This is a genomic window from Paenibacillus sp. DRB1-1 (assembly GCF_052119485.1).
Lineage (GTDB): Bacteria > Bacillota > Bacilli > Paenibacillales > Paenibacillaceae > Paenibacillus > Paenibacillus polymyxa_B.
This window is the reverse complement of the sequence record NZ_JBODQH010000001.1, coordinates 4,817,588-4,840,964: the sequence shown is the minus strand read 5'-3', so window position 1 is coordinate 4,840,964 and position 23,377 is coordinate 4,817,588. Positions and strand designations below refer to the sequence as shown.

Annotated in this window: 19 protein-coding genes; 1 reads left to right on the top strand and 18 read right to left on the bottom strand. The window is 47.6% G+C overall.

What is annotated here, in order from left to right; genetic code table 11:
- Positions 1 to 4: 4 nt before the first annotated feature.
- The 11 genes from def to ACQW03_RS21485 form a co-directional block, all read right to left on the bottom strand.
- Complete coding sequence (gene def / locus ACQW03_RS21535; protein WP_441951661.1) at positions 5 to 502, bottom strand: peptide deformylase; 498 nt, start codon at positions 500 to 502, stop codon at positions 5 to 7.
- Between the two features lie 132 nt (positions 503 to 634).
- Positions 635 to 3,211: a primosomal protein N' gene (gene priA / locus ACQW03_RS21530; RefSeq protein WP_441951659.1), complete on the bottom strand. Its 2,577-nt coding sequence runs from the start codon at positions 3,209 to 3,211 to the stop codon at positions 635 to 637.
- Positions 3,211 to 4,515, bottom strand: coding sequence for a bifunctional phosphopantothenoylcysteine decarboxylase/phosphopantothenate--cysteine ligase CoaBC (gene coaBC / locus ACQW03_RS21525; RefSeq protein ID WP_441951657.1), 1,305 nt, complete (start codon positions 4,513 to 4,515; stop codon positions 3,211 to 3,213). The genes priA and coaBC overlap by 1 nt, the downstream gene beginning before the upstream one ends.
- Before the next feature lie 90 nt (positions 4,516 to 4,605).
- Positions 4,606 to 4,809 carry a DNA-directed RNA polymerase subunit omega gene (gene rpoZ / locus ACQW03_RS21520; RefSeq protein ID WP_013310893.1) on the bottom strand — a complete coding sequence of 68 codons (204 nt, stop codon included), beginning with the start codon at positions 4,807 to 4,809 and terminating at the stop codon, positions 4,606 to 4,608.
- 122 nt (positions 4,810 to 4,931) lie between these two features.
- On the bottom strand, positions 4,932 to 5,504 hold the full coding sequence (gene gmk, locus ACQW03_RS21515) for a guanylate kinase (RefSeq protein WP_013310894.1): 573 nt from the start codon (positions 5,502 to 5,504) through the stop codon (positions 4,932 to 4,934).
- A 14-nt stretch (positions 5,505 to 5,518) separates the two neighbouring features.
- A complete protein-coding gene (gene remA, locus ACQW03_RS21510) occupies positions 5,519 to 5,779 on the bottom strand; it encodes an extracellular matrix/biofilm regulator RemA (protein ID WP_005548256.1) in 261 nt (86 codons plus the stop codon).
- Between the two features lie 56 nt (positions 5,780 to 5,835).
- Complete coding sequence (locus ACQW03_RS21505; protein ID WP_441951654.1) at positions 5,836 to 6,723, bottom strand: YicC/YloC family endoribonuclease; 888 nt, start codon at positions 6,721 to 6,723, stop codon at positions 5,836 to 5,838.
- 35 nt (positions 6,724 to 6,758) lie between these two features.
- A complete protein-coding gene (locus ACQW03_RS21500) occupies positions 6,759 to 8,645 on the bottom strand; it encodes a bifunctional homocysteine S-methyltransferase/methylenetetrahydrofolate reductase (RefSeq protein ID WP_441951652.1) in 1,887 nt (628 codons plus the stop codon).
- A 147-nt stretch (positions 8,646 to 8,792) separates the two neighbouring features.
- Complete coding sequence (locus tag ACQW03_RS21495) at positions 8,793 to 9,815, bottom strand: hypothetical protein (RefSeq protein WP_441951650.1); 1,023 nt, start codon at positions 9,813 to 9,815, stop codon at positions 8,793 to 8,795.
- A gap of 216 nt (positions 9,816 to 10,031) precedes the next feature.
- Positions 10,032 to 10,865 carry a diaminopimelate epimerase gene (gene dapF / locus ACQW03_RS21490; RefSeq protein WP_071641570.1) on the bottom strand — a complete coding sequence of 278 codons (834 nt, stop codon included), beginning with the start codon at positions 10,863 to 10,865 and terminating at the stop codon, positions 10,032 to 10,034.
- A gap of 109 nt (positions 10,866 to 10,974) precedes the next feature.
- Positions 10,975 to 13,773, bottom strand: coding sequence for a calcium-translocating P-type ATPase, SERCA-type (locus tag ACQW03_RS21485; protein WP_441951647.1), 2,799 nt, complete (start codon positions 13,771 to 13,773; stop codon positions 10,975 to 10,977).
- A gap of 229 nt (positions 13,774 to 14,002) precedes the next feature.
- On the opposite strand from ACQW03_RS21485, the gene ACQW03_RS21480 reads away from it, so the two are divergent.
- Positions 14,003 to 15,748 (top strand): Rqc2 family fibronectin-binding protein, encoded by a 1,746-nt coding sequence (locus ACQW03_RS21480; RefSeq protein WP_441951645.1) that lies wholly within the window; start codon positions 14,003 to 14,005, stop codon positions 15,746 to 15,748.
- Between the two features lie 92 nt (positions 15,749 to 15,840).
- On the opposite strand, the gene ACQW03_RS21475 is transcribed toward ACQW03_RS21480, so the two are convergent.
- The 7 genes from ACQW03_RS21475 to ACQW03_RS21445 form a co-directional block, all read right to left on the bottom strand.
- Positions 15,841 to 16,710, bottom strand: coding sequence for a PHP domain-containing protein (locus ACQW03_RS21475; protein ID WP_441951643.1), 870 nt, complete (start codon positions 16,708 to 16,710; stop codon positions 15,841 to 15,843).
- Positions 16,707 to 17,666 carry a selenium metabolism-associated LysR family transcriptional regulator gene (locus ACQW03_RS21470; protein ID WP_076292969.1) on the bottom strand — a complete coding sequence of 320 codons (960 nt, stop codon included), beginning with the start codon at positions 17,664 to 17,666 and terminating at the stop codon, positions 16,707 to 16,709. The genes ACQW03_RS21475 and ACQW03_RS21470 overlap by 4 nt, the downstream gene beginning before the upstream one ends.
- A gap of 209 nt (positions 17,667 to 17,875) precedes the next feature.
- On the bottom strand, positions 17,876 to 18,313 hold the full coding sequence (locus tag ACQW03_RS21465; protein WP_023989315.1) for a hypothetical protein: 438 nt from the start codon (positions 18,311 to 18,313) through the stop codon (positions 17,876 to 17,878).
- Between the two features lie 229 nt (positions 18,314 to 18,542).
- Positions 18,543 to 18,803 (bottom strand): YlbG family protein, encoded by a 261-nt coding sequence (locus tag ACQW03_RS21460; RefSeq protein WP_071641580.1) that lies wholly within the window; start codon positions 18,801 to 18,803, stop codon positions 18,543 to 18,545.
- Between the two features lie 39 nt (positions 18,804 to 18,842).
- A complete protein-coding gene (locus ACQW03_RS21455) occupies positions 18,843 to 19,283 on the bottom strand; it encodes a YlbF family regulator (RefSeq protein WP_013310906.1) in 441 nt (146 codons plus the stop codon).
- A 108-nt stretch (positions 19,284 to 19,391) separates the two neighbouring features.
- The gene (locus ACQW03_RS21450; protein WP_441951640.1) at positions 19,392 to 21,416 is read right to left on the bottom strand and encodes a helicase-associated domain-containing protein; all 2,025 of its coding nucleotides are present in this window, start codon (positions 21,414 to 21,416) and stop codon (positions 19,392 to 19,394) included.
- A 6-nt stretch (positions 21,417 to 21,422) separates the two neighbouring features.
- Complete coding sequence (locus ACQW03_RS21445) at positions 21,423 to 23,246, bottom strand: DNA repair helicase XPB (RefSeq protein WP_441951638.1); 1,824 nt, start codon at positions 23,244 to 23,246, stop codon at positions 21,423 to 21,425.
- Positions 23,247 to 23,377 lie beyond the last annotated feature (131 nt).

Below are 23,377 nucleotides of genomic sequence, written 5' to 3'. Positions count from 1 at the left end.
AACCTCACTCTCCTATCTGACGGTTCGGTCCTGGCTGTTCCAGCGCAACCTCATATACTTTTTCTGCAATATCCGTGAACAAAATTCCATTTAAATGGTCAATTTCATGCTGAAAAGCACGAGAGAGCAATCCAGTCGCTGTAACGGTAATGGCCTTACCCTCGCGGTCCAGTCCCTTGACTGTAACCTTCTCGGCACGACGCACATCCCCATTCAACCCTGGTATACTCAGGCAGCCTTCAGGACCCAATTCCTCCCCTTCTTCGGCCACAATTTCTGGATTGATCATTTTAATCAATCCATGCTCATCTCCAGCATCTACAACGATGAGACGTTTCAAAATACCTACTTGCGTAGCAGCAAGGCCTACTCCCTCCGCTTCATACATCGTATCTGCCATATCGTCGAGCAGCTTTTGCACATTAGGCGTAATTTTAGTGACTTCCTTTGCTACTTTGTGCAATACGTCATCCGGCTCCAACACTATAATTCTAATTGACATGACAACAGAACACCTTCCTCTTTATGCTTCATTTAGGCTTAACTGTATTCATCACAAACGCGACTGCTACATTATCCTATGTACGGACGGCTTGTCCGCATTAATTGTGATAATAACTTTTGTGGCAACACTCTACATAAGCATTTGCGGATCAACATCCAGACTAATCAGCAACTTTTGTGCCTGTGCGGATTCGGCCATTTCATCAGCTACTTGCTGAGCCAAACTAATCGCATCGATATTTCCACGCCATTTTATCATACATTGAAATCGGTATCTATTCTTGATTCTCGAAATGGGTGAAGCTACTGGCCCCAAAATGTCGAGTACATCCGATGTAAGACGATCCATATTCCCGAACCAGCCCCGTTGTCTGGCCCGTCCCTGTAGTGTTGCTGAATAATTCTCAGCCAGTCGAACCAGCACTGGGAGCTGTTCATGAGAAAAGGTCACCAAAATAAGACGACAATATGGTGGATAGTGCAAATTGCGGCGGTGTTTCAATTCTTCCCTCACAAAAGAAGCATAATCATGGCGACTTGCGTGAATCACCGAATAATGCTCTGGAGTATAGGTTTGTACGAATACTTCCCCTGGCAATTGATGTCTCCCAGCCCGTCCAGCTACTTGTGTTAACAGCTGAAATGTCTTTTCCGCAGCCCGAAAATCCGGTAAATTGAGAGCCGAATCCGCAGTAATGACACCAACCAGTGTCACATCGGGAAAGTCCAGGCCTTTGGCAACCATTTGAGTACCGAGCAGCACGTCCGCTTTTTTATCACGAAATTGCTTGAGAAGCTTTTCGTGGGCATTTTTTTCTGTCGTTGTATCAACATCCATTCGAACAACACGTATACCGGGGAATAGCTTCGCCAGTTCTTCTTCCACTCGCTGGGTACCTGTACCGAAATAGCGAATATGCTCACTACCGCACTCAGGGCAAGTCTGAGGCACAGGCTCGGAATAACCACAGTAATGGCAACGTAAATTGTTCGACCGCTGATGATACGTAAGCGAAATATCACAATGTGGACAACCCGCGACATAGCCACAGCTACGGCACATGACGAACGTGGAGTGCCCACGCCGATTCAACAGGAGTACCGTCTGCTCCTTACGCTCTAACCGCTCTGCAATTCCATTATGCAACGCACGGCTGAACATAGAGCGGTTGCCAGCACGCAGTTCCTCACGCATATCCATGATATGTACCTCGGGTAACATGTTCCCCAATGCGCGAGTTGGCATTTCAAGCAGTAACGGAGCAAACTCGTCGTTGCTTTGTGAGCGAGCCGCATAGTAGCTTTCCAGCGACGGTGTAGCAGAGCCGAGAATAACGACAGCCCCATGCTGATGGGCTCTGCGAATGGCAACATCACGTGCATGGTATTTAGGTGTCTCTTCCTGCTTATAGGACGTTTCGTGCTCCTCATCCATAATAATGAGACCTAACTCACGAAAAGGCGCAAATACTGCCGAGCGAGCACCAATCGCCACTTTCACACGGCCTTCGCGTATTTTGCGCCACTCATCGTACCGTTCTCCCCCGGACAACCTACTGTGCATCACTGCTACCTGATCGCCAAACCGGCCTTTAAAACGCTCAACCATTTGTGGGGTTAACGATATTTCAGGTACCAGCACAATGGCCTGCCGATTCTGCTCAATACAACGCTGAATCGTCTGCAGATAGATTTCCGTCTTACCGCTCCCTGTGACTCCATGCAACAAATAAGCTCCCTGCTCACGCGTATCCAGTTGGCGAATAATCCGTTCATATACCGACTGCTGCTCTGCTGTGAGAGGGAGTGGCTCTGTAGGCTTGAAGTGTCTGCCCCGGTACGGGTCGCGGAACACTTCGACATCCTCCAGCAACACATAACCCTTATCTTCCAGCGCCTTAACCGTTGCAGCAGACACACTCAGTGAGGTCATGACTTCCTTCAGCGACAGAGGCAGAAACTCGCTACGTTCCAGCAAAAAAGCAAGTACCTCCCGCTGACGCTGCGCTTTCGCAGAAAATTGCTCCAGCGCCGTTGATGCCTCGTCTATGCCGATAGCCAGATCAACGGATTTCATGGTCTTTTTGCCAAGTTTGTCTTTAATAACTTGACTTTCCTGAAGCACACCCCGGCGTAACAGTGATTTAATAACCTCTGCTTCCTCAGGGAAACGTCGACTGAGTTGCTGCAATGGGACTTGCTCCTTCTCCTGAATGAAGCTAACAATCCGACGTTCCGTCGGATCACTCATACCATCGTCGGTCAGAAGTGCCCATTCGAGTTCATCGCCCTGATTCGGTTGTATAGTACGCTGTGGATGCGTTAACTCATGCTGCTCCGCAATTGAGATATAACGTTCTGCTTTCCCCTTGAGCGCGGTAGGAATCATCACTTGCAGTGCCATAATTTGATTACAAGCATAACGTTCGCTCATCCATTTGCCCAGTTCGACTAGGTCAGCAGATAAGGTTGGTACCAAATCCAGTAACTCCTGGATCGCTCTCATCCTGTATTTCGGTGGATCATCAGCTGGGACTACCGAGATGACAAAAGCCTGCACCGTCCGCTTGCCAAATGGCACAGCTACCCGGCTACCCGGCTCAATCCAAGGTCTCATTGAGTCTGGTATCAGATAATCGAAGGTGCGGTCCGTATCCTTGGCAGGTACATCGACAATGACCTTGGCAACTAAATTGCCCGTCTCCATTAATGCAGCACCCCACCCATGCGTTCCGCAGCTATAGTAAGCAACTTACGCGCAACTTCTTCCTTTGACTGTACAGGAATACGATCTACGATCCCGCTTCGGTCATAAATTTGAACAGCATTCGTATCGACGCCAAAACCAGCACCATTCACAGTTACATCGTTTGCCGCGATCAAATCACAATTTTTACGTTCTAATTTATCTATCGCATACGTCTCCAAATGTTCGGTTTCAGCTGCAAAGCCAATTAAAAATTGATGTTTCTTACTCCGCCCGAGTGATTCTAGAATATCGACGTTCTTCACTAGCTCTAGTGTAAATACACTATCTTTTTTCTTGATCTTGGTCTGTGCTATCTCACGTGGTCGATAATCTGCAACTGCAGCAGCCATAACGACCATATCGCTTGTTTCCCATTGTTTTAATACAGCGGCGTACATGTCTTCAGCTGACTGGACTCTTTCAAGCATAATACCAGCAGGCGGTTCCGCACTAGTATTGGCAGCAATCAAGTGCACCTCTGCCCCCATCTCCTGAGCCACTTTTGCAAGAGCAAAGCCCATTTTGCCAGATGAATCATTTGTGATATAACGCACTGGATCAATTCGCTCGATCGTGCCTCCAGCCGTTACAATGATTTTTTTGCCTGAAAGCACCGATTCATTCTCATTCACAAGTGACTCAGGCACTTGAGCCTCCATAGATTCGCCACCAAACCATCGTGGTTCAGACTTGATGTTGGTTTCTTGTTCCTGAGCTTGCTGATCAAAAAAGCGCTCTATGGTTTGCACAATTGTGTCCGGCTCTTCCAAACGTCCTTTGCCAACGTAACCGCAAGCCAGTAATCCTTCACCAGGCTCAATCATCTTCACGCCACGTGATACAAGCGTCTCCATATTTTGCATGACTGCCGGATGAGTGTACATATGTACGTTCATCGCAGGGGCCACCATAATAGGCGCTGTTGTAGCCAGCAGCGTTGTAGACAGCATATCATCAGCTAGACCATGCGCCATTTTCCCGATAATATTCGCAGTTGCAGGAGCAACAAGCACCAAATCAGCCGCATCCGCCAGATGAATATGGGATACGACTGACGGCTCTCTTTCATCAAATGTGTCACTGTACACCGGATTACGAGAGAGCGACTGCAACGTAAGTTCGGTAATAAACTCCTTGGCAGAGGCCGTCATAATCACATGAACATCGGCTCCCTTTTGCGTCAACCTGCTGCACAGCGCAGCCCCTTTGTAAGCAGCAATTCCGCCAGTTATACCAAGAATAATAACTTTCCCCTTCAACATCGTTAACTCCCCCTGACCTAAAAAAATAACAACCTTGCGGTTGTCAAAGGAATTGGCATTGCGCCCGGTTATAATAGTTGTGTATAATTCTTACTCGTCTTCGCCGCTTTCAAGACGCAGATGATCTGCGTAAATCTCTTCCAACGCCACTCCAACCTGTTTGTGGGATTTAGGATTCTTGAGAGTCGTCTTTTCACCCTCGCGCAACTGTCTGGCACGGCGTGAAGCCGCTACAACCAACGAATACTTACTATCTGCCTTTTTCATCATTTCATCAATGGAAGGATACAGCACGAATAGACACCTCTTCATGTAGTTTTGGGACTGTATAAGCTGAACTCCAGTGTACACCTTCAAGCTCAGCTTATACAGTATTATTTCTCTTTAGGTACGCTTGGCATATGTAAAGCCCTCGTTTAAGGATGAACCTTACAATGTTCGGCGATAATAATGGATTCTATTCGTTTACAAGCGAAATCAATCTCATCATTGACGACCGCATAATCATAGTGACGCAACAAATTCATTTCATCCACAGCTACCGACATACGGTGGTCTATGGTCGCTTGAGTTTCTGTGCCCCGTCCCCGGATTCTATCCTTTAATTCGTCTAGCGAAGGCGGAAGCAGAAAAATGAATATGCCTTCTGGGAATTTTTCTTTAACCTTTAAGGCTCCCTGAACTTCAATCTCCAGAAAAATATCTTTTCCTTGCGCAAGCGTCTGATCTACAAAATCACGTGGAGTACCATAATAGTTTCCTACATACTCAGCATACTCCAGCATTTCGTCTCGTTCAATCATACCCAAAAATTCTTCACGCGTTTTAAAAAAGTAGGTCACTCCATCCTGTTCACCTGAACGAGGTGTTCGAGTTGTAGCAGAAACGGAGTATGTTATCTCTGGTAGCTTGTCACGCAATGCGTTGCCTACCGTCCCTTTACCGACACCCGAAGGTCCGGATATTACAAATAATAATCCCTTAGCCATAGTACACTCCATTTTTATTCGTCATTGTCATCATCTTTAGTGGATAGGCGATGAGCGACCGTCTCCGGCTGCACCGCAGACAGGATTACATGATCACTGTCTGTAATAATAACAGCCCGCGTCCGGCGGCCATAGGTAGCATCAATTAGCATATGACGGTCCCTGGCTTCCTGTATAATCCGCTTGATCGGAGCAGACTCCGGACTGACGATGGAGATAATTCGGTTGGCCGACACGATATTGCCGAAACCAATATTGATCAATTTGATTGCCATATTCAGGTCTTTCCCCCTATACATGTGACTCTTGCAGCCGTGCCGCTACCAGGTAGCTACTCAATATTTGCAGCCTGCTCACGAATTTTCTCGAGCTCTGCTTTCATCTCAACGACCAAATTAACCAATGTGAGATGATTAGCCTTGGAGCCGATCGTGTTGACTTCCCTGTTCATTTCCTGGATTAAAAAATCTAATTTGCGACCGGCCGGCTCGTCCGACAGCAGCAACCCCTTGCACTGCCCAAAGTGACTTTGAAGCCGGGTAAGTTCCTCATCAATATTGCTGCGATCCGCGAATAACGCAATCTCCATTCCGAACTTATGTTCATCAAGCGTAAATGAACCGTCCTGAAGCTCTTTAAGCCTGTGTTTCAGCCTGTTACGGTAGTCGCTCACAACATGAGGAGCCAGCACCGTCATTTCATGATGCAGGGATTCCAGACGTAAAATACGGGATTCCACATCTTGCGCCAAATGCCCGCCTTCTCGCCTTCTCATCTCCAGTAAACCTTGCAAAGCTTCATTCAAAGCTCGCTGTAGTTGCTCTTCCCAGTCCTCTTCGTCTCCATGGCAAGCCTCTCCAGGATCACCCAGAACGTCAGGCAAAGCAAGAATATCGCTTATCCCTAACGTTCCTTTTACTCCATAACGATCCGCCAGCTGCTCCGCTGCATGCAGGTAAGCCTGCACCACAGTGTCATTTAACCGCGCGGCGGGCATCTGTTCTTCATCACGTTCTCTGTGGATGAAGACATCGATACGACCGCGTTTAATCTGCTGTTGAACCGTTCTTCTCAAGCCATCTTCGTAACGAGTCCATTCGCGCGGAATTCTCATCATCACTTCGCAATAGCGGTGATTCACCGACTTCAATTCCAAGCGCACTTTATAGCCCTCATAATGAAGGATGGCTTGACCGTATCCGGTCATACTCAATGACATCGGCATCACATCCATTATACTATTGTAATTGATTATTATAGTCGAAACAAGGGGGCCTGTACGCGGCCTGATTTTTGCCATACGTAAGAAGTCAATTCAGCTGTCATTTCATAGAACATAAATGGAGTCATAAAATAGATACCATTAAAATGTTCCATTGCCGTATCGAGTAACTCCTTGGCAATAGACACGCCCATTGCTCGTCCTTCCGGCCCCTCAAGACCAGACATACGTGCACGTACCTCATCGGATAACTGAATCCCTGGTACTTCATTGTGCAAGTATTCTGCATTGCGCCCACTAGCCAGCGGCATAATACCGATAAAAATCGGTACTTCCAAATGTCGTGTCGCTTCCGCGATGGCTGCAATGAGCTCGTGGTCGTAAACGGGCTGAGTCATAACATAATCAGCTCCGGAGGCAATTTTCTTCTCTAATCGCTGCACGGCTTTACCCAAATGCTTGACGTTAGGATTAAATGCGGCACCTACCACAAAATTAGCCTTCTGCTTCAGTGGCTTACCGGAAAATGCAACACCATCATTTAATTGCTTGATCATGCGTATGATTTCAAAAGAGGTCATATCATACACCGAACTGGCGCCTGGCAAATCACCGAACCGCGCCGGATCTCCAGTAACCGCCAGTACATGGTCAATACCGAGCGCGTCAAAACCCATCATGTGGGATTGAGTACCAATCAGATTGCGATCACGACATGCTATATGAATTAATGGGCGCAAGCCTGTTTCAATACTGACCAAATGTCCAAGCGCCATGTTGCTCATGCGAGTAACTGCAAGCGAGTTGTCAGCCAGTGTAAGTGCGTCGGCCCCGGCTTTCTTCAACGCATGAGCACCTTGCATAAACCTCGTAATGTCCAGATCGCGCGGAGGATCCAGTTCTACAATGACCGTATGTCGTTCCTTAACCAGATCCACAATATTGGGCTCGCTGGTATGTCTGCCATTTCCTCGTTCCCCTTCATCTGCAATCTGCTCTGCCACTTGAAAGGACTCTTTCGACAAAGCTTCTTTTGAAGCCAGCGGAGGCGGTTGCAAACGGTTCAAAGCTTTTGAGATAGCTGCAATATGGTCCGGTGTAGTTCCGCAGCAACCACCGAGCAGCCTCGTCCCCAGGTCTACAAAGGACTTGGCACATTCCCCAAAATATTCAGGTGATGCACCGTATACATAGTGACCGTCCACATAATCTGCTAGTCCCGCATTCGGATATACGGACAGCGGTACAGACAAAGGACCATCCAGCTGTTCCATTACACTCATAATTCCCTGTGGACCCGAGTGACAGTTAAATCCAAGGATGTCTGCCCCCTCATTACGCAGCACGGAAAAAGCTTCCGCAACTAAAAAACCATCCTGGGTACGACCAACCTGATCAACTGCAAACTGACAAATTACCGAAATGTCACTGTATTTACGTACACTGTGAAGCGCAATTCGTATTTCATCCAGTGAATAAAACGTTTCGCACAAAATACCGTCGACTCCTTCGGAGAGAAGGGCATCAATTTGCTGCTCATAGTTTCTTGCCAGCTCCAGCTTTGATATGTTAAGCCGTTTGCCCCCACATATGGAACCCACCGCACCTACCACATAATGTTCAGGTCCGGCCGCAGCTCTGGCAATTCTCACACCGGCACGATTGATCTCTTCTACCTTAGATTCCAGTCCAAACCGGGCTAACTTATAATCATTTGCAGAAAATGTATTAGTCTCCAGCAATCGAGCTCCTGCACTTAAATATTGACCATGCACGTCTGATATAACGTCAGGCGAAGTGATGTTCAGTTCTTCGAAAGACGTATTGACTGGAAATCCTAGCTGATATAAAAAAGTCCCCATTGCGCCGTCTCCGACAATAATTTCACGATTCAGCACAGTACGCAAATCCGGTTTCATGTCCTCTGCTCCACCCCGCTCTTTATTTTCATACTAATGTAACATAAAGAGACTACAAACATAAGCCAAAAACAAAAAAAGCCGCCCCACTCCCCGACAATATGATCTCAGGAGTGTAGCGGCTTGATTTATCTTTTCTATTTTCTACTACATTTTCCCATCGGAAGAATGGAGAGAGTAAGCGTAAAAAGTCCCTTTTTTATTCACTTTAGCCACAATAGAATCCGTTCCCTTTTGCTGCTTGAAGAACGTATATTGATTCCCTTGAACATTCACTTTATAGCCCGACAAATTGATATTAAACAACATCTGAACCTTGGGCTTGACTAGCTTCAAAGCTTCTGAGGGAGTATATTTCGGGCTTGCAAATGTTTTTTTGAAATCTGCGTCATCATTCCAGTCCACCCCATAGGTGGATACGGCCAGCACTTTGCCGGTTACCACACTAATTTTGACCTCACTCGCCTCGTTTGCATCCTCGAACGACCAATATGAAAGTCCCTTCGTCTCATCCTTGTACCGTGAAGCGTGCCGTACCTTAATTCGCTGTCCACTCACACGCTTAAATGTGTTCATTGCACGATTCAGTAACAGAGGGTCCACCTGCTTCAGCGCATAGTCCGCGTTGATGGTAATAGCGTTACCTCGATCCACATCCACATACAACGAGGATGCTTGTTCTCCTGCGCCCCAAAATACCCAGTAATTTGAAGGCTTGTTGGACTGATAAGGGGATTTGACCCGCCAGAATGCTTCAAATTGCAAAGGACGCTTGCTGTCAAACGCTTTGGCGCTGTTTAGCACTTTCGTCTTGAGTGACGCATTCATCGCCTTTCCCAGGCTGCTTATTTTATATCGTATGGTTGTAGAATCCACTCTGTTTTTTTCTTTATTATATTCTGTCTGCAATGTAGCAGTTCCATCTTCCAGTTCGCCCTCTACAATCCAAGTTTTCCCCATATCTGTCACATCGTCAAATTGAAATGCTGTCTTTGAACCGATGAGTTCTTGCACCGCTTTTTCTAAACGGCTTACCACTGTCGGAGTTAGCGAGCCAACCTGCTTGTCCGTCGTTTCCGCGCCAGCAGGAATGGTCGCCGCCTGAACCGGAAGCGCGGTGGCTACAAATATGAGGACTGTAACTGCTGAAATCCAACGAAATTTCCGCACTATGAACGGCCTCCTTATTGTTTTCTCATTTTCTATATTATACATCGTTCAGGCGCCAAAAAAAGACAGAATGTTGCTTTGTTTGCTTTGTTCATCGTATTCCTTGTATATAGTGGCATGTAAGTCCAAAAAAAGAAGACCTACTAAGGTCTTCTTTTCACTCACTTCTATACGATTCATAGGCCAGTTGCACGCTATTTTTAAAGTTCACATCATTTAGAACAGACGACCTTCGTACACGATCTCAGCCGGGCCCGTCATATATATGTGATTATCGTCCTCGCTCCATTCGATATCCAGATCGCCGCCCTTCAGGCTTACAATGGCGTGGCGGTCGCTGTACCCGTTTAGTACAGAAGCAACAAGTGTAGCACAGGCTCCGGTTCCACAAGCTAGCGTTGGTCCGGCTCCCCTCTCCCATACTCTCATATCTATATGCTTCCGGCTACGTACCGTGGCGAACTCAACATTTGTTTTTTTAGGGAACAGCGGATGGCATTCCAGCTTCGGTCCCCAGGCTTCTAGATCAAAGCTTGGCGCATCCTCCACATAAATGACACAGTGCGGATTCCCCATAGATACAGCCGTAAAGCGAAAACCACTTCCGCCAGCTTCAATGGGCTCATTAATTACGCTAGACAGATCCAGTGTAGTTGGAATCTTCAAGCCCTCAAGAATCGGCTCTCCCATATCCACCTTCACCATACGAACAAGTCCGTTCTCTACAGTTAGTTCGACCTGCTGTACCCCTGCACCCAGTGTCTCGATCGTGATCTGTTCACGGTTGATATGCTTACGGTCATATACGTATTTAGCAGCACAACGGATAGCATTGCCGCATTGCTCGGCCTCCGAGCCGTCCGAGTTAATGATACGCATGCAGAAATCCGCTTTTTCTGACGGCAATATATATACCAACCCATCGGCACCAACACCAAAATGTCGATCACATAGCCGAACAGCTAATTTCGAGGCGTCAGACGGCAAATCCTGATGCCCAAACCAAACGATAAAATCATTACCTAGACCGTTCATTTTTGTGAATTCCATAGCTTACCTCCGCCGTTGCTGCTGATATCATGTTCCTCATGAAGCTTTGATCCCATGATATCATACAGGGCAATAGTGGGAAAGCGATGCGGTATAAATGACCCGATTTCTAGGCTGAAAACTTCGTACGTCCCGCTGAAAAGTGTGTATTTCCGCCGCGACGACGGTTGCGTCGACCGCCCCATACACTTCCCGCTCCCATCAGAAACGTGGGAATCCCGGCTGCCACAATGGATAGCGCCCACTCACGCAAACCGAGCGGTACCGTTTTGAAAATAGGTTGCAGCACAGGCACGTACATAACCACTAGCATTAACACTACGGAAGAGAGCACGGCAAGCACGAGATAACTATTTTGAAACGGATTACGATGGAAAATAGAACGGGAACTACGGCAATCAAATACATGAATTAACTGTGCCAGAACTAGCGTAGCAAAGGCAACGGACTGTGCTTTGATCAATTGTCCTGCGTCATCCGGTGCAATACGTAATGTCAGCCAGAAGGCCGCTAGCGTACATAAACCAATCAACAAGCCACGACTAATGATTTTCCAGCCCAGTCGACGAGCAAAAATATTTTCCTTTGCGCCACGAGGTTTGTGCTCCATGAGATCCTTTTCTGGCTGGTCCACGCCCAGAGCCATCGCTGGTAGGCCATCAGTCACCAGATTCACCCATAAAATCTGAATCGGTAACAAAGGTAATGGTAGCCCGGCCATCATGGCAAAGAACATCGTTAAAATCTCACCAACATTGGAGGCGAGTAGATAACGAATAAATTTACGGATATTCTCGTAAATATTCCGTCCTTCCTCAATTGCGGCTACAATCGTTGAGAAATTATCATCACTCAGTACAAGCGCAGCCGCTTCTTTGGTCACGTCCGTCCCCGTAATGCCCATCGCAATACCGATGTCCGACGCCTTTATCGCCGGAGCATCATTGACGCCATCTCCGGTCATGGCTACGACATGTCCGCGTCTTTGCAGTGACTTGACGATCCGTAGCTTGTGCTCCGGCGAAACCCGTGCATACACAGAGACGGTATCAACGGCTTTGTCCAGCGCCGCATCATCCATCACAGACAACTCCTGTCCTGTCAACACATGGGAGCCGCGCTGAAGAATACCCAGCTGCTGTGCAATGGCCTCTGCAGTTGTACCGTGATCTCCTGTAATCATCACAGTGCGAATTCCAGCACGACGGCACTTGCCAATGGCTTCGCGAACCTCGCGACGTGGCGGATCAATCATCCCTGTCAGCCCGATAAAGATCAGCTGTGCTTCAGCCTCCTCAACCGTGGAGACACGCTCATGCGAGCGGATGTCACGGTAAGCGACACCAAGTACACGCAGCGCCTCTGAGGCCATTCCTTCGTTAGCTGCCAGTACCTTTTGGCGCAGCGTGCCCGTTAACGGAACGACATTCCCTTCCCATAAAATGTAGGAGCACTGACCCAGCAACACATCCGGCGCACCTTTGGCAAAGACGATGTGTCCTCCCTGATGGCGCACGAGTACCGACATTCGCTTCCGATCCGAGTCAAAAGGGAATTCTCGCTCCCTTGTGTACAGCTCATATAGCCCTTGTCGTGTGACTCCGCCCTTGGCAGCTAACGTGACCAGTGCTCCTTCCGTCGGGTCACCCTTCAACTCCCAAACGGCGGACGGCGTCGGCTCTTTGGTCTTCTTTTTCGAACGCAACTCCTCTGTATCAGCTTGAACAATTTCAGCATTGTTGCAAAGTACACTGGCTTGTAACAGTCTACGCAGAGATTGTCCGTTTTTAAGGTCAGCAGGAAGGTCTCTATCCATAATATGCCCGTGTGGGTCGTAGCCCTCTCCCGTAACTCCCCAGAAGCGACCGTCCAGCCATAGCTTGGTGACTGTCATTTTATTTTGGGTCAGGGTGCCCGTTTTGTCGGAACATATGATAGATGCACAGCCGAGCGTTTCAACAGAAGGCAGCTTACGCACAATCGCCTTTCGTTTAATCATACGCTGCACACCCAATGCGAGCGCAATCGTCACAATAGCCGGCAACCCTTCCGGTATAGCCGCCACAGCCAAGCTCACTCCGGCCAAAAACATGCTCATCGCTGGCTGTCCATGTAAAATGCCTGCTACCACAACGAGCACCGTTAGCGCCAACGCTACGATAATCAAAATTTTGCCCAATTGCTCCAATCTGTGCTGCAACGGTGTCTCCTGCGACTCCGTATTTTCAATCAAGTCTGCGATCTTACCCATTTCGGTACTCATACCTGTACGTATAACCATTCCTTGTGCGGTTCCTCTAGTCATCATCGTGCCCATAAAACCGATGTTTTTTTGATCCCCGAGTGGTACTTCGGCGGCATGAATAGGACGGGAATGCTTACTCACCGGAACTGATTCACCTGTCAAGGCGGACTCCTCTACATCACAGCCGTTCGTACTCAACCACCTTACATCTGCGGGAATGCGATCACCACTTTCCAGCAGCACAATATCACCCGGAACCAGCTCTCTGGCCTGAACTTGAATTCGTTTGCCGCCCCGCAACACTTTGGCGGTTGGAGCCGACAGTTGTCTCAAAGCTCGCAATGAACGCTCAGCTCTGAATTCCTGTACAAAGCCGAGAATTCCATTCAGTACAACAATAGCAATAATGGTAATCGCGTCCAAATATTCGCCAAGCAGGCCGGATATCAGGGTTGCTCCCATCAATACGAGCATCATAAAATCCTTGAACTGGTTGAGCAGCAGCAAGATTGCCGAAACTCGCTTCCCCTCACTCAGCTCATTCCATCCTGACCTTTCTCTTCGTTCCGCAAGCTGTTCCTCCGAAAGACCCTGCTTCGGGTCGACTTCCAGACTTGTTGAAAGCTGTTCATTGCTTAATTGGTGCCAGTGTGCTTGTTCCATTCTCCCCAATTCCCTCCCGGTCAGATAGTCCGTTTCCGTCGGTTGTGCGTAGGATGGCTGCCCGTTATTATATTTTTGTGCCGCGATTGCTGATAAGCTGGACAGACTTTCTAGATTCAATCTATTCGGACAGGACCTGAAATATCACAAAGCCGCTTAAGTTTTGTCCCAAAGTTATGTATCATAGAAGGAAGGCGAAAATACATTTGCTTCAAAGGAGAACATAATTATGGCATTGGACGGAATCGTAACCCGCGCTATCGTACACGAACTGCAAGGCATCCGGGGCGGGCGCATTAATAAAATACATCAGCCAAATGATCGCGATATCGTGCTGAATCTGCGGGCACAAGGCGGAAGCGTAAAGCTGCTGCTGTCGGCTAATCCGACCTTCCCGCGTGTACATTTTACAGAACAAAGCTTTCTTAATCCGACAGAAGCCCCTATGTTTTGTATGCTACTTCGCAAGCATTGCGAAGGAGGCGTTATTGAGAAAATCACGCAGGTGGGCATGGAGCGTATTATTCACATGGATATACGTCAACGTGATGAACTGGGAGATATTTCACTCAAACGAATTATCATTGAACTGATGGGTAGACACAGCAACATTATTTTGCTTGACCCGGAAACAGGCGTGATGCTGGATGGCATTCATCATGTCACACCGTCTATCAGTAGCTATAGGGTCATTATGCCTGGCTTTCAATACACGGAGCCTCCTGAACAAAACAAGCTGAATCCACTAGAAACGGAAGAGGCAGCCTTCATATCCTCGTATCAAACAGCGATCGAGGCCGAAGAAGCTCCCAAACGCTGGATCGTGAACACTTTTACTGGACTCAGTCCCCTCATTGCTGAGGAGATATTAGCTCGAGTAACTAATGAAGTATCTGGTGATAGTGAGCGTTCACTATGGAGTACATTCAGTCACATCATGGATGACGTGAGGAATCATCGTTTTCAGCCGGTATCTGGACTAAACGCACAAGATAAAGTGATATTCTCAGCCATTCCACTGACGTTAATCCAAGAAGGACGTAAGGAGTATGCTACTATCAGTGAGTGTATGGAGGACTTCTTCGGTGAAAAAGCAGAAAGGGATACGGTTAAGCAAAAGGTCAGTGACCTACTGCGGTTTCTGCAAAACGAACGGAGTAAAAACCTAAAAAAGCTCGACTATCTCCATCAGGATTTGGCCGAGGCGGAAGATGCCGATCAATTTCGTATTTATGGAGAGTTGCTGTTCGCTTCGCTGCATGAGGTGAAAAAAGGTGACAAAGAAGTGACGCTCATCAACTTTTATGATGAGGAACAGCGACCAATAACCATCCCACTGGACCCACTACTCAACCCGTCGGATAATGCACAACGGTATTTTAAAAAATACAACAAATATAAAAACAGCTTGGCTGTCATTGATGAACAACTGGAGAAAACGCACGAAGAAATCCGTTATATGGACAATCTTCTTCAGCAGCTAGCCCATGCCTCTATGAATGACATTGAGGAAATACGTGAAGAACTGGTTCAGCAGGGCTATCTCAGAGATCGGGTCAAAAAAGGAAAGAAAAAGAAGAAAAACGACCGTCCAACCCTGCACGTCTATACATCATCCGAAGGTATTGAGTTACTAGTCGGCAAAAACAACTTGCAAAATGAATATGTGACAAATCGACTGGCCGGACCAAATGACACCTGGTTGCACACAAAGGATATTCCGGGGTCACACGTCGTTATACGTGCTGAGCAATTCGGGGATACGACGCTGGAGGAAGCAGCTCAACTCGCTGCCTATTTTAGCCAGGCCAAGCAATCCAGCAGCGTACCTGTGGACGCCACCCTGATTCGGCATGTACGTAAGCCCAGCGGAGCCAAACCCGGCTTTGTCATCTACGACCATCAGCGTACGCTCTTCATTACACCCGATGAGGAGCTGATCAAAAAGCTGCCGAATCGCATCAAAAATGGCTAAGTCTCACTAGCCTATTGAAACCACAAAAAAGCCCTTTGTTCTTTGCACGGTACACTTCTTGTGTTCCATGCATAAGGCAAGGGGCTTTTTATTTACTTTTGTCCAACAGCAGCCTTCCTCAATTCCTCGACAACTTGACCTTCTACACTACGGCTACCCAGATCACCGTGGAAAATAACACCTTGGCGTGCGCCGTGAAAATCCGAGCCGCCAGTTGCAATAAGCCCATATTCCGCCGCCATCACAGTATATCGGCTCTCAGCCTCATCATCATGGTCCGAATGTCGCACCTCCAAGCCCACAGGCTTCGCCTCCTCAATAATAGAGCGAACCATCTCATCATTTCCGTACAAGCCAGGGTGGGCCACCACAGGTGCCCCTCCTGCTTCACGAATCCAGTTTATGGCCTCCGCAGGCTCTACACGGGGTACAGACACATATCCGGGCGCTCCTTCCGCCAAGTAACGGTCAAACGCGTCTCGCATATCCTTCGCATATCCCTTTTGAACCAGCGTATCCGCCATATGCGGACGTCCAATGCTTTCATCTGGTGCCAGCGGTCTACCCATCGTAGCCATCACTTCATCCAGTGTGATTTCCACGCCCAGACTACGCAATTGACTTAAAATCAAATCATTACGGGTATCCCGCGCCTGGCGAAGCTTTTCCAACCGCTCCAAAAACACTTTATTGCGGTAATCCATAAAATAACCGAGTATATGAATATCCTTACCGCCAGCTCGAGTACTAATTTCCACTCCTGGCACCACAGTAATTCCTATGCGTTTTCCCTCCTCCAGAGCTTCTTCCAGGCCAGCTACCGTATCATGATCTGTAATGGCCACACCTGCCAATCCTTTTTCCTTGGCCCAGCGCACATTATCTGCAGGTGGCTGCATACCGTCAGATGCTTGGGTGTGTGTATGTAAATCATATCGTTTTACGTTAATCTGCTCCTTCATTGTTCATCCTCCTTCTCTTTCACCTTTGCAAGCTCGTCCTGCGAGTCCCTCTGCACGTCCGTTCCCTGATCATGACGACGCAAGTAAGACAGGAAGGTTACTACCGGAATCGGCAATAATGCCGACTTCAAATGAATTGCATAAAATTCTCGTTTGAACGTGATATCTGAAATGTTTACAATTTTCAACAAACCGAGCGCAACTTCATGCTTCACTGAAGAAGGTGATAGCATTGTAATACCCAGTCCAGCCTCCACCGCCGATTTGACCGCTCCAGTGCTCCCCATCTCCATTACAATACCAAGTCGGGAGGCATCCACACCACGACTTTTCAGCTCATCTTCTATCACTTGACGTGTACCAGATCCCTTTTCTCTGGCTACAAAAGGATGCTTAAACACATCTTCCAGAACCACTTTTTTAGCCTTGGCCAGCGCATGTCCTGAAGGCACAATCAGTTTCAGTTCGTCCTGCATCACAGGTTCCACCACGATATCTGGATGCTGGATTGGGGCCTCAATCAGTCCTAAATTCAACTGATGTTTTAGTATATCATCCATAATTTGAGTCGTATTCATCACATTCATCGCCATGCGTATATGAGGGTATTCCTGGCCAAACGGCCCCAACATTCTTGGTACAATATACTCACCAATCGTTAGGCTGGCGCCAATATGCAATCTTCCCTCCAGCATGTGAGTAAAAGCAGACATCGCCTCGTCAGCTTCTCTGATCAGTTGCATGCTTTTTTTCGCAAAAGGCAGTAGTGTCGCTCCCGCCTCTGAAAGCTCGATTTTTTTAGTCGAACGTTGCAGCAGCTTCGTGCCGAAATAATCTTCCAAAGACTGAATTTGCATCGTCACCGCAGGTTGTGTCATATGCAGCGCTTGTGCCGCCGCCGAGAAGCTTCCGCGCTCCGCTACGGTATAAAAAATGTGCAACTGATGAAAGTTCATACTGACAGCCCTCTCCCCTCTGATCTCCCTATTTTAACATAAGAAAAACATCTGTCGAAGCATTTCCAAGTAAACTTACCGAATTGGAGAGTTATATTATTGGAAATAAAAAAAGTATGCAGCTAATAACTGCATACTTTCTACTTAAAGTTGACGGTAATCATAAGTTCGGAGATTTTTTCATCTAGGGCCGACCGCCCAATCACCGTCTATTTTTGCTTACGAGTGCTTTTCATCAGTGTCATGCGCCGCGAATGGCGTAGCCATGAATAGTATGACTTCAAATCCCTTAATTCAATGGTCTCCGACATCCGGCCCAAAAAGGTAATGACAATCATCTTGTGCAGCGGATTCCCCGCAATATCCATCTCACCAGGCAACTCTCCAAATTCGGCCACGACGACCAGATCACCATCAATTAAATATACATCCTCTTCGTTATGATAGTAGGACTCCATCCTGTTTTGCTTCAGGCATTCCCAAAGCCAGGCGGCGATATGATTCGTCTCGGACTGTTTCTGCTCTATCCGATCTAAGTAGCGAGTTTTCGCATGATTTGTAATCACGATATCGGCGACTTTTTTATCGCCCATCTCCACGTAGAACGGTTCGTATGTACTCCATCGCTGCATTGCTTTGTCACGCACGGGATCACTCTCCCCACCAGATAGGTCTTTATATCTACCAATATATTCATATGTTACCTCAACAGACCCGGGACTACAAGTTACAAAATTGAAGTTTATGGGTGATTTTTAATGATTTTTTAGGTCTAACAGCATTAAGACCATTATGCAAAAGTCCTGACTTTACAAAAAAAAGTCAGCCCGTAGGCTGACCTTTTAAAAATATATTACATTTATATACATTTGAATCTTATATTTCATATTCTTTCATCTTTTCCTTATCGTCGTTGTACTCCGTCCTAATCTCATTTCGAAAAGAGCGCTCGACCTTACGCACATAGGAAAGTCTGCGAATATTTTTAACGGTGTCTTCTGCCCGATCCGCATTCATATATATAACTACATAATGCATACGCTTTGAAATAAAGTGGATATTTCCGTATTTCTCCAGATTGCGGGCAGCCTTGATATCGCTTACCCAAATGATGTACCCTGTCCGCTCGGCAAACATTCGCTTCATCTCCCCTCCACTCGGTATCATTCCTATGACCTATCCACAGGAGCATTTCCCTCCGCTGCCACATCCGCCCTTTTTCACATTCGGATCATTGCTCGGCACCTTAATGGTCTCGGACACGGAATATGCAATCGTTTCAGACATGGCATGAAGCATATCATCCAGCGCCTTTTCGGCTCGCTTGAACTCCTTAACATCCACGAATTGTTCCAGTTCCAGCTCAACGACCTGCACTGCATCCTTCGCTTCATGATAGTTCGGATGAAAATGCCCAAAACGCTCCGTTTCCGCGAATAGCTCCTTTTTGGCATCCAGCTTGCGTACACACGCCTGAATAGACGGGTTCAATTCCACACGCTGTTTCCAATATAAATAATCCGATACCTCAAAGGATCGGTTGACCATATCGCCCAATTCATAGGCGTTAATAAGCACTTCTGCCATATTGACCGTATTCAATTCGGCTACGCTCATGAATGTTCATCTCACTTTATATAAAGTTCTACCCTGTAAAAGTAGACTCATTTATCATACCACATCCTTCTTTTGAGAAGAAGGAGTTTCATGCACTTCCTGGCTCTACTATGTAAAAGGAACCAGCAGCCGCATGTCTGACCATTCACTTGGCTGTAAAGTCGCAGGAGAAGGTGCTTCGTCATCCATTCCTGAGGCGTACCAGCCTGTGACACTCCATGGTGCACCGGGAACCACCGCCTCCGGTATCCATTTAACCTCTTTTCCACCGATTCGCAGTCCCACAGCAGCCTGCCAACGAATCGCTTGCTCGATCAACTGCCGGGCAGTGGAAGTATGGTAACTCCTCCATTCTTTTGTCCATGAGGAGGGGACTGTAGATCTTTCTGGAAAATAGTCAGACGGATCAGGCAGCGTGTGCTCTTGTTCATAAAAATGCAGCGTGCGCCCAGTATAAACAAAACCAGCTCTTCCCTCTTGGGAAAATATAGAATGAGCTTGAGTAGGGTCGGACTCCATTTCACTGTTGGGGCTGCCTGAACTTATGTTCTCTGGTTCCAAAATCAATGGATAACGATGAGTCGGATCGTCCACACCTTCCAGTTCACGACGTGGACCTAATCCAATTGCAGCAAGCGTTTTTCGTATTTTGACAGCAGAGCTCGCCGGAATAATAAAGTCCCTGTCACCGAGCCGTTCCAGCAATCCTTCCAACGCGGGATGGTGTGCAACCATGTCTGCATCCTCCTGTGTGCCACATCGCAAAAGTGTTACCGTTGCAAAAGCCGTCCGTCCGACATCGCCTGCCCACTGTTCTACCGCCATACGTACATGATCAGGCACACCTGTCCGGCTGAACTTGTCCAGAAGAGCAGGAATTGCTTTGGCTTCTATTCCTAACTCGATTGCCTCTGTAACACTTTCTCTGGTGATCCGGTATACTACCATCCGATCTCCTGTCACACGTTCACAGCAGCATTCCAGTCGCCAGCGCACATCATATGCCACATCTGGTGGAACCAATATTTCAAAATCAGGTTGTACATAAAAAGCACCTTGTTCTTGATGTGTATCCTCGTAATTATTGGGACGAAGCATATCTATCACAGATACATCCCAGCGAAAACACAGTTCGCCCGAAGCAGTCTGGCCCCAATCGCCCATTCCAAAAGCAGTCAGGGCCTTCAGCCAACCCTTAAATTCCTCCATGAAAGGTCCAATGAAATTAAAATTAGATACCGTTTCTCCCACAAACCCTTCCGTATTTGAGATTGTAGGAACAAGGTCTAAAAGGGCACCATTCTTGGAATCAGCTCCGCTCGTACTCTCCTGCTGGATTAGGCCTACCTGAAGCATCCATTGCAGCAGACACTTGATAGATATCCACCCTTCTGTTCCTACATACTGGGAGACGGCACACAGCATATAGCGAAAATGCTGCATAGACGCTTCGGCCTTGCCGTATCTTTCCATGAGTGTAGCAAAAATATGCTTGCGCATTTGCCAAGCAGACAAACGAATCCAAGTCGCCAGTTCCGTTTCCTGAATGCGAAAAGACACAGTTTCTTTCACTAACAGACCCAAACTGAGTAGCAAATCCATCAATACCACCGTTTGCACTGGATACAGCTCTGCATGCGCATAATGCAACCCAAGACCCATCAGGTCCTCTGGGCGAAAGGGGGTCAGTTCATTCAATTTTTGCAATGACCGCTTATGTATAGTTCCTTTGGCTGTCAAAGGAACGCCCTGTACCGCAATACGTGACAACGCATGCAGCAATTCCGACTCCAGCCCTGTCATTGATTCATGTACCGTTATCGGATGATCCGAATGCATCATGTTCATTGGATTTTGCTCTAACAACATATCGTACAAATCCGGTAGCCGATGAACCGGAATATATAAAATTCGTTCGCCCCACGATTTGGTAACAGCCTCCAGCCAGCCCCGTAGACGTAATCCACGTAGTGCCAGCTTCGTTTCGACTCCGCTTAACGCTCCCCGGGTAAGCTGTATTAGTTCTTCTTCCTTCAGGGGCTGTCCCGCGCACCGGATAAAGCATCGTCTAAGCACCAGCAGCTCATCTGATGAAAGCTCATTCCAGCTGTCTTGCGTGTTCGTTACGCCCATTCTTGATTAGGCCTCCTTTTTCTTTCCACGATCTCCAGGCTTATCATCACGGCCTTCGATAGCCTCTGTCACACTAAATCGGCGAACCGCATATTCATAGCCTTGCTCAATCAGAAACAGCTGACGACGAGCTGCAAAATCCGTCTCCTTGCTATTCTCCGTCACTAGCGCATAAAAATAAGCTTTATTCTCGCCCGACTTTGGTCGCAAAATGCGGCCCAGTCGCTGCGCTTCTTCCTGACGAGAGCCAAAGCTACCCGATACCTCTATGGCTACTGCAGCATCCGGCAGATCCACCGCAAAGTTTGCAACCTTGGATACCAATAGGGTCCGAATTGTACCCTTGCGGAACGCATCAAACCAACGCACCCGCTCCGTCTGGCTCATTGAACCCGTAATCAGTGGGACACCGAGCTCCTGAGCCAATATACGCAATTGGTCCAAATATTGACCAATAATAAGCGTGGGCAAGCCGCTGTGCTGCTGCATCAGACTACGTACCGCCTCCAGTTTGACCGGATTTTCGGCTGCAATTCGGTACTGCTGTCTACCCTCGGCACGCATACTGCGCTCCAAAAGTTCAGCTGTCATTGGAAGCCGTAGCTCCACACAATCCACCTGAGCGATCCAGCCCTGTCGCTCCAGTTCCTTCCACGGCATATCATACCGTTTGGGTCCAATTAAAGAGAACACATCTCGTTCACAACCATCCTCTCGAACCAGCGTAGCTGTTAACCCCAAACGACGGGTAGCCTGAATGTCAGCCGTCGCCCGGAATACTGGTGCGGGCAGCAAATGAACCTCATCATATATAATGAGTCCCCACTTCCGCTCACTCAGTAGTTTCATATGCTCAAAATCCCCATCTTTGGTGCGACGGTGTGTCAAAATTTGGTAGGTTGCCACCGTAATCGGGCGCACCTCTTTTTTCTGACCGCTATATTCCCCTATGGAATCGGCAGGAATATCCGTCTTTCGCTTTAACTCTTCTACCCATTGCCGTACAGAAGTAGTATTAGAAGTTAAAATAAGCACTTCGCACTGAAACCGATTCATTACCGCCATACCTATCACTGTTTTTCCGGCTCCGCATGGAAGTACCAGTACACCACTCCCCCCTAAGCCGTTCGCTCCTTCAAACGCATCAGCGGCCTTTACTTGATAATCACGAAGCTGCAACTTCGTTTGTCCCTTTCCCAAGGTAAAACTAAGCTGATTCCCTTCAAGATAGCCTGCCGTATCCACAACGGGATAACCCAAGCGCGTTAATTCCTGCTTGAGTAAGCCCCGATTTTCGGGCGGGACCGATGCGCTTACCTCATCAACGCAAAGTAAACCAAGCTGTTTGAGCTCTTGCTTGGTCAGTAGCTCACCCAGTAAAGCGGGGGTCTCTGCTGCCAAGATCAAGCGATCACCTATTGTATAGCTGTTGGCTTTCCCTGTCTTTATACCTCCGTCTGGCTCATGCTCAGCACGGTATGCGCCAATCGTATCTGTGCTATAAGTTCGCTTTTCTTCCGTACCCTCCCGTGAAAGCGTCAACGTCCCATAACGAGAAACGAGCTGTTCAATATCCTTCAACAAATCACGTGGAATATCCCAACGGGACATGGAGTGCAAACTATTTTGAATTTCCTCAGCACTCCATCCGAGGGCAGCTGCGTTCCACAAAGACAATGGAGTGATGTGGTATGTATGAAAAGCGGACGGGCTTTTAACCAGCTCCGCATAAATCTGCAACTGTGAACGAGCCCATTCTGAACCGGGCAAGCCTATTTCCAGCAGAACGGTAAAATCACGTTGTACAATACAAGGGTGATCTGGATTCATAACTACCTCCTGATAATCTAACAATACTCATTTTAAACTTATATAATAAATAGCTTATCCGATTATTGGCATATCAACCAGAATAGCAAGGAGCCCAACCCATATTCGGGTTGAACTCCTGATTAGAAGCT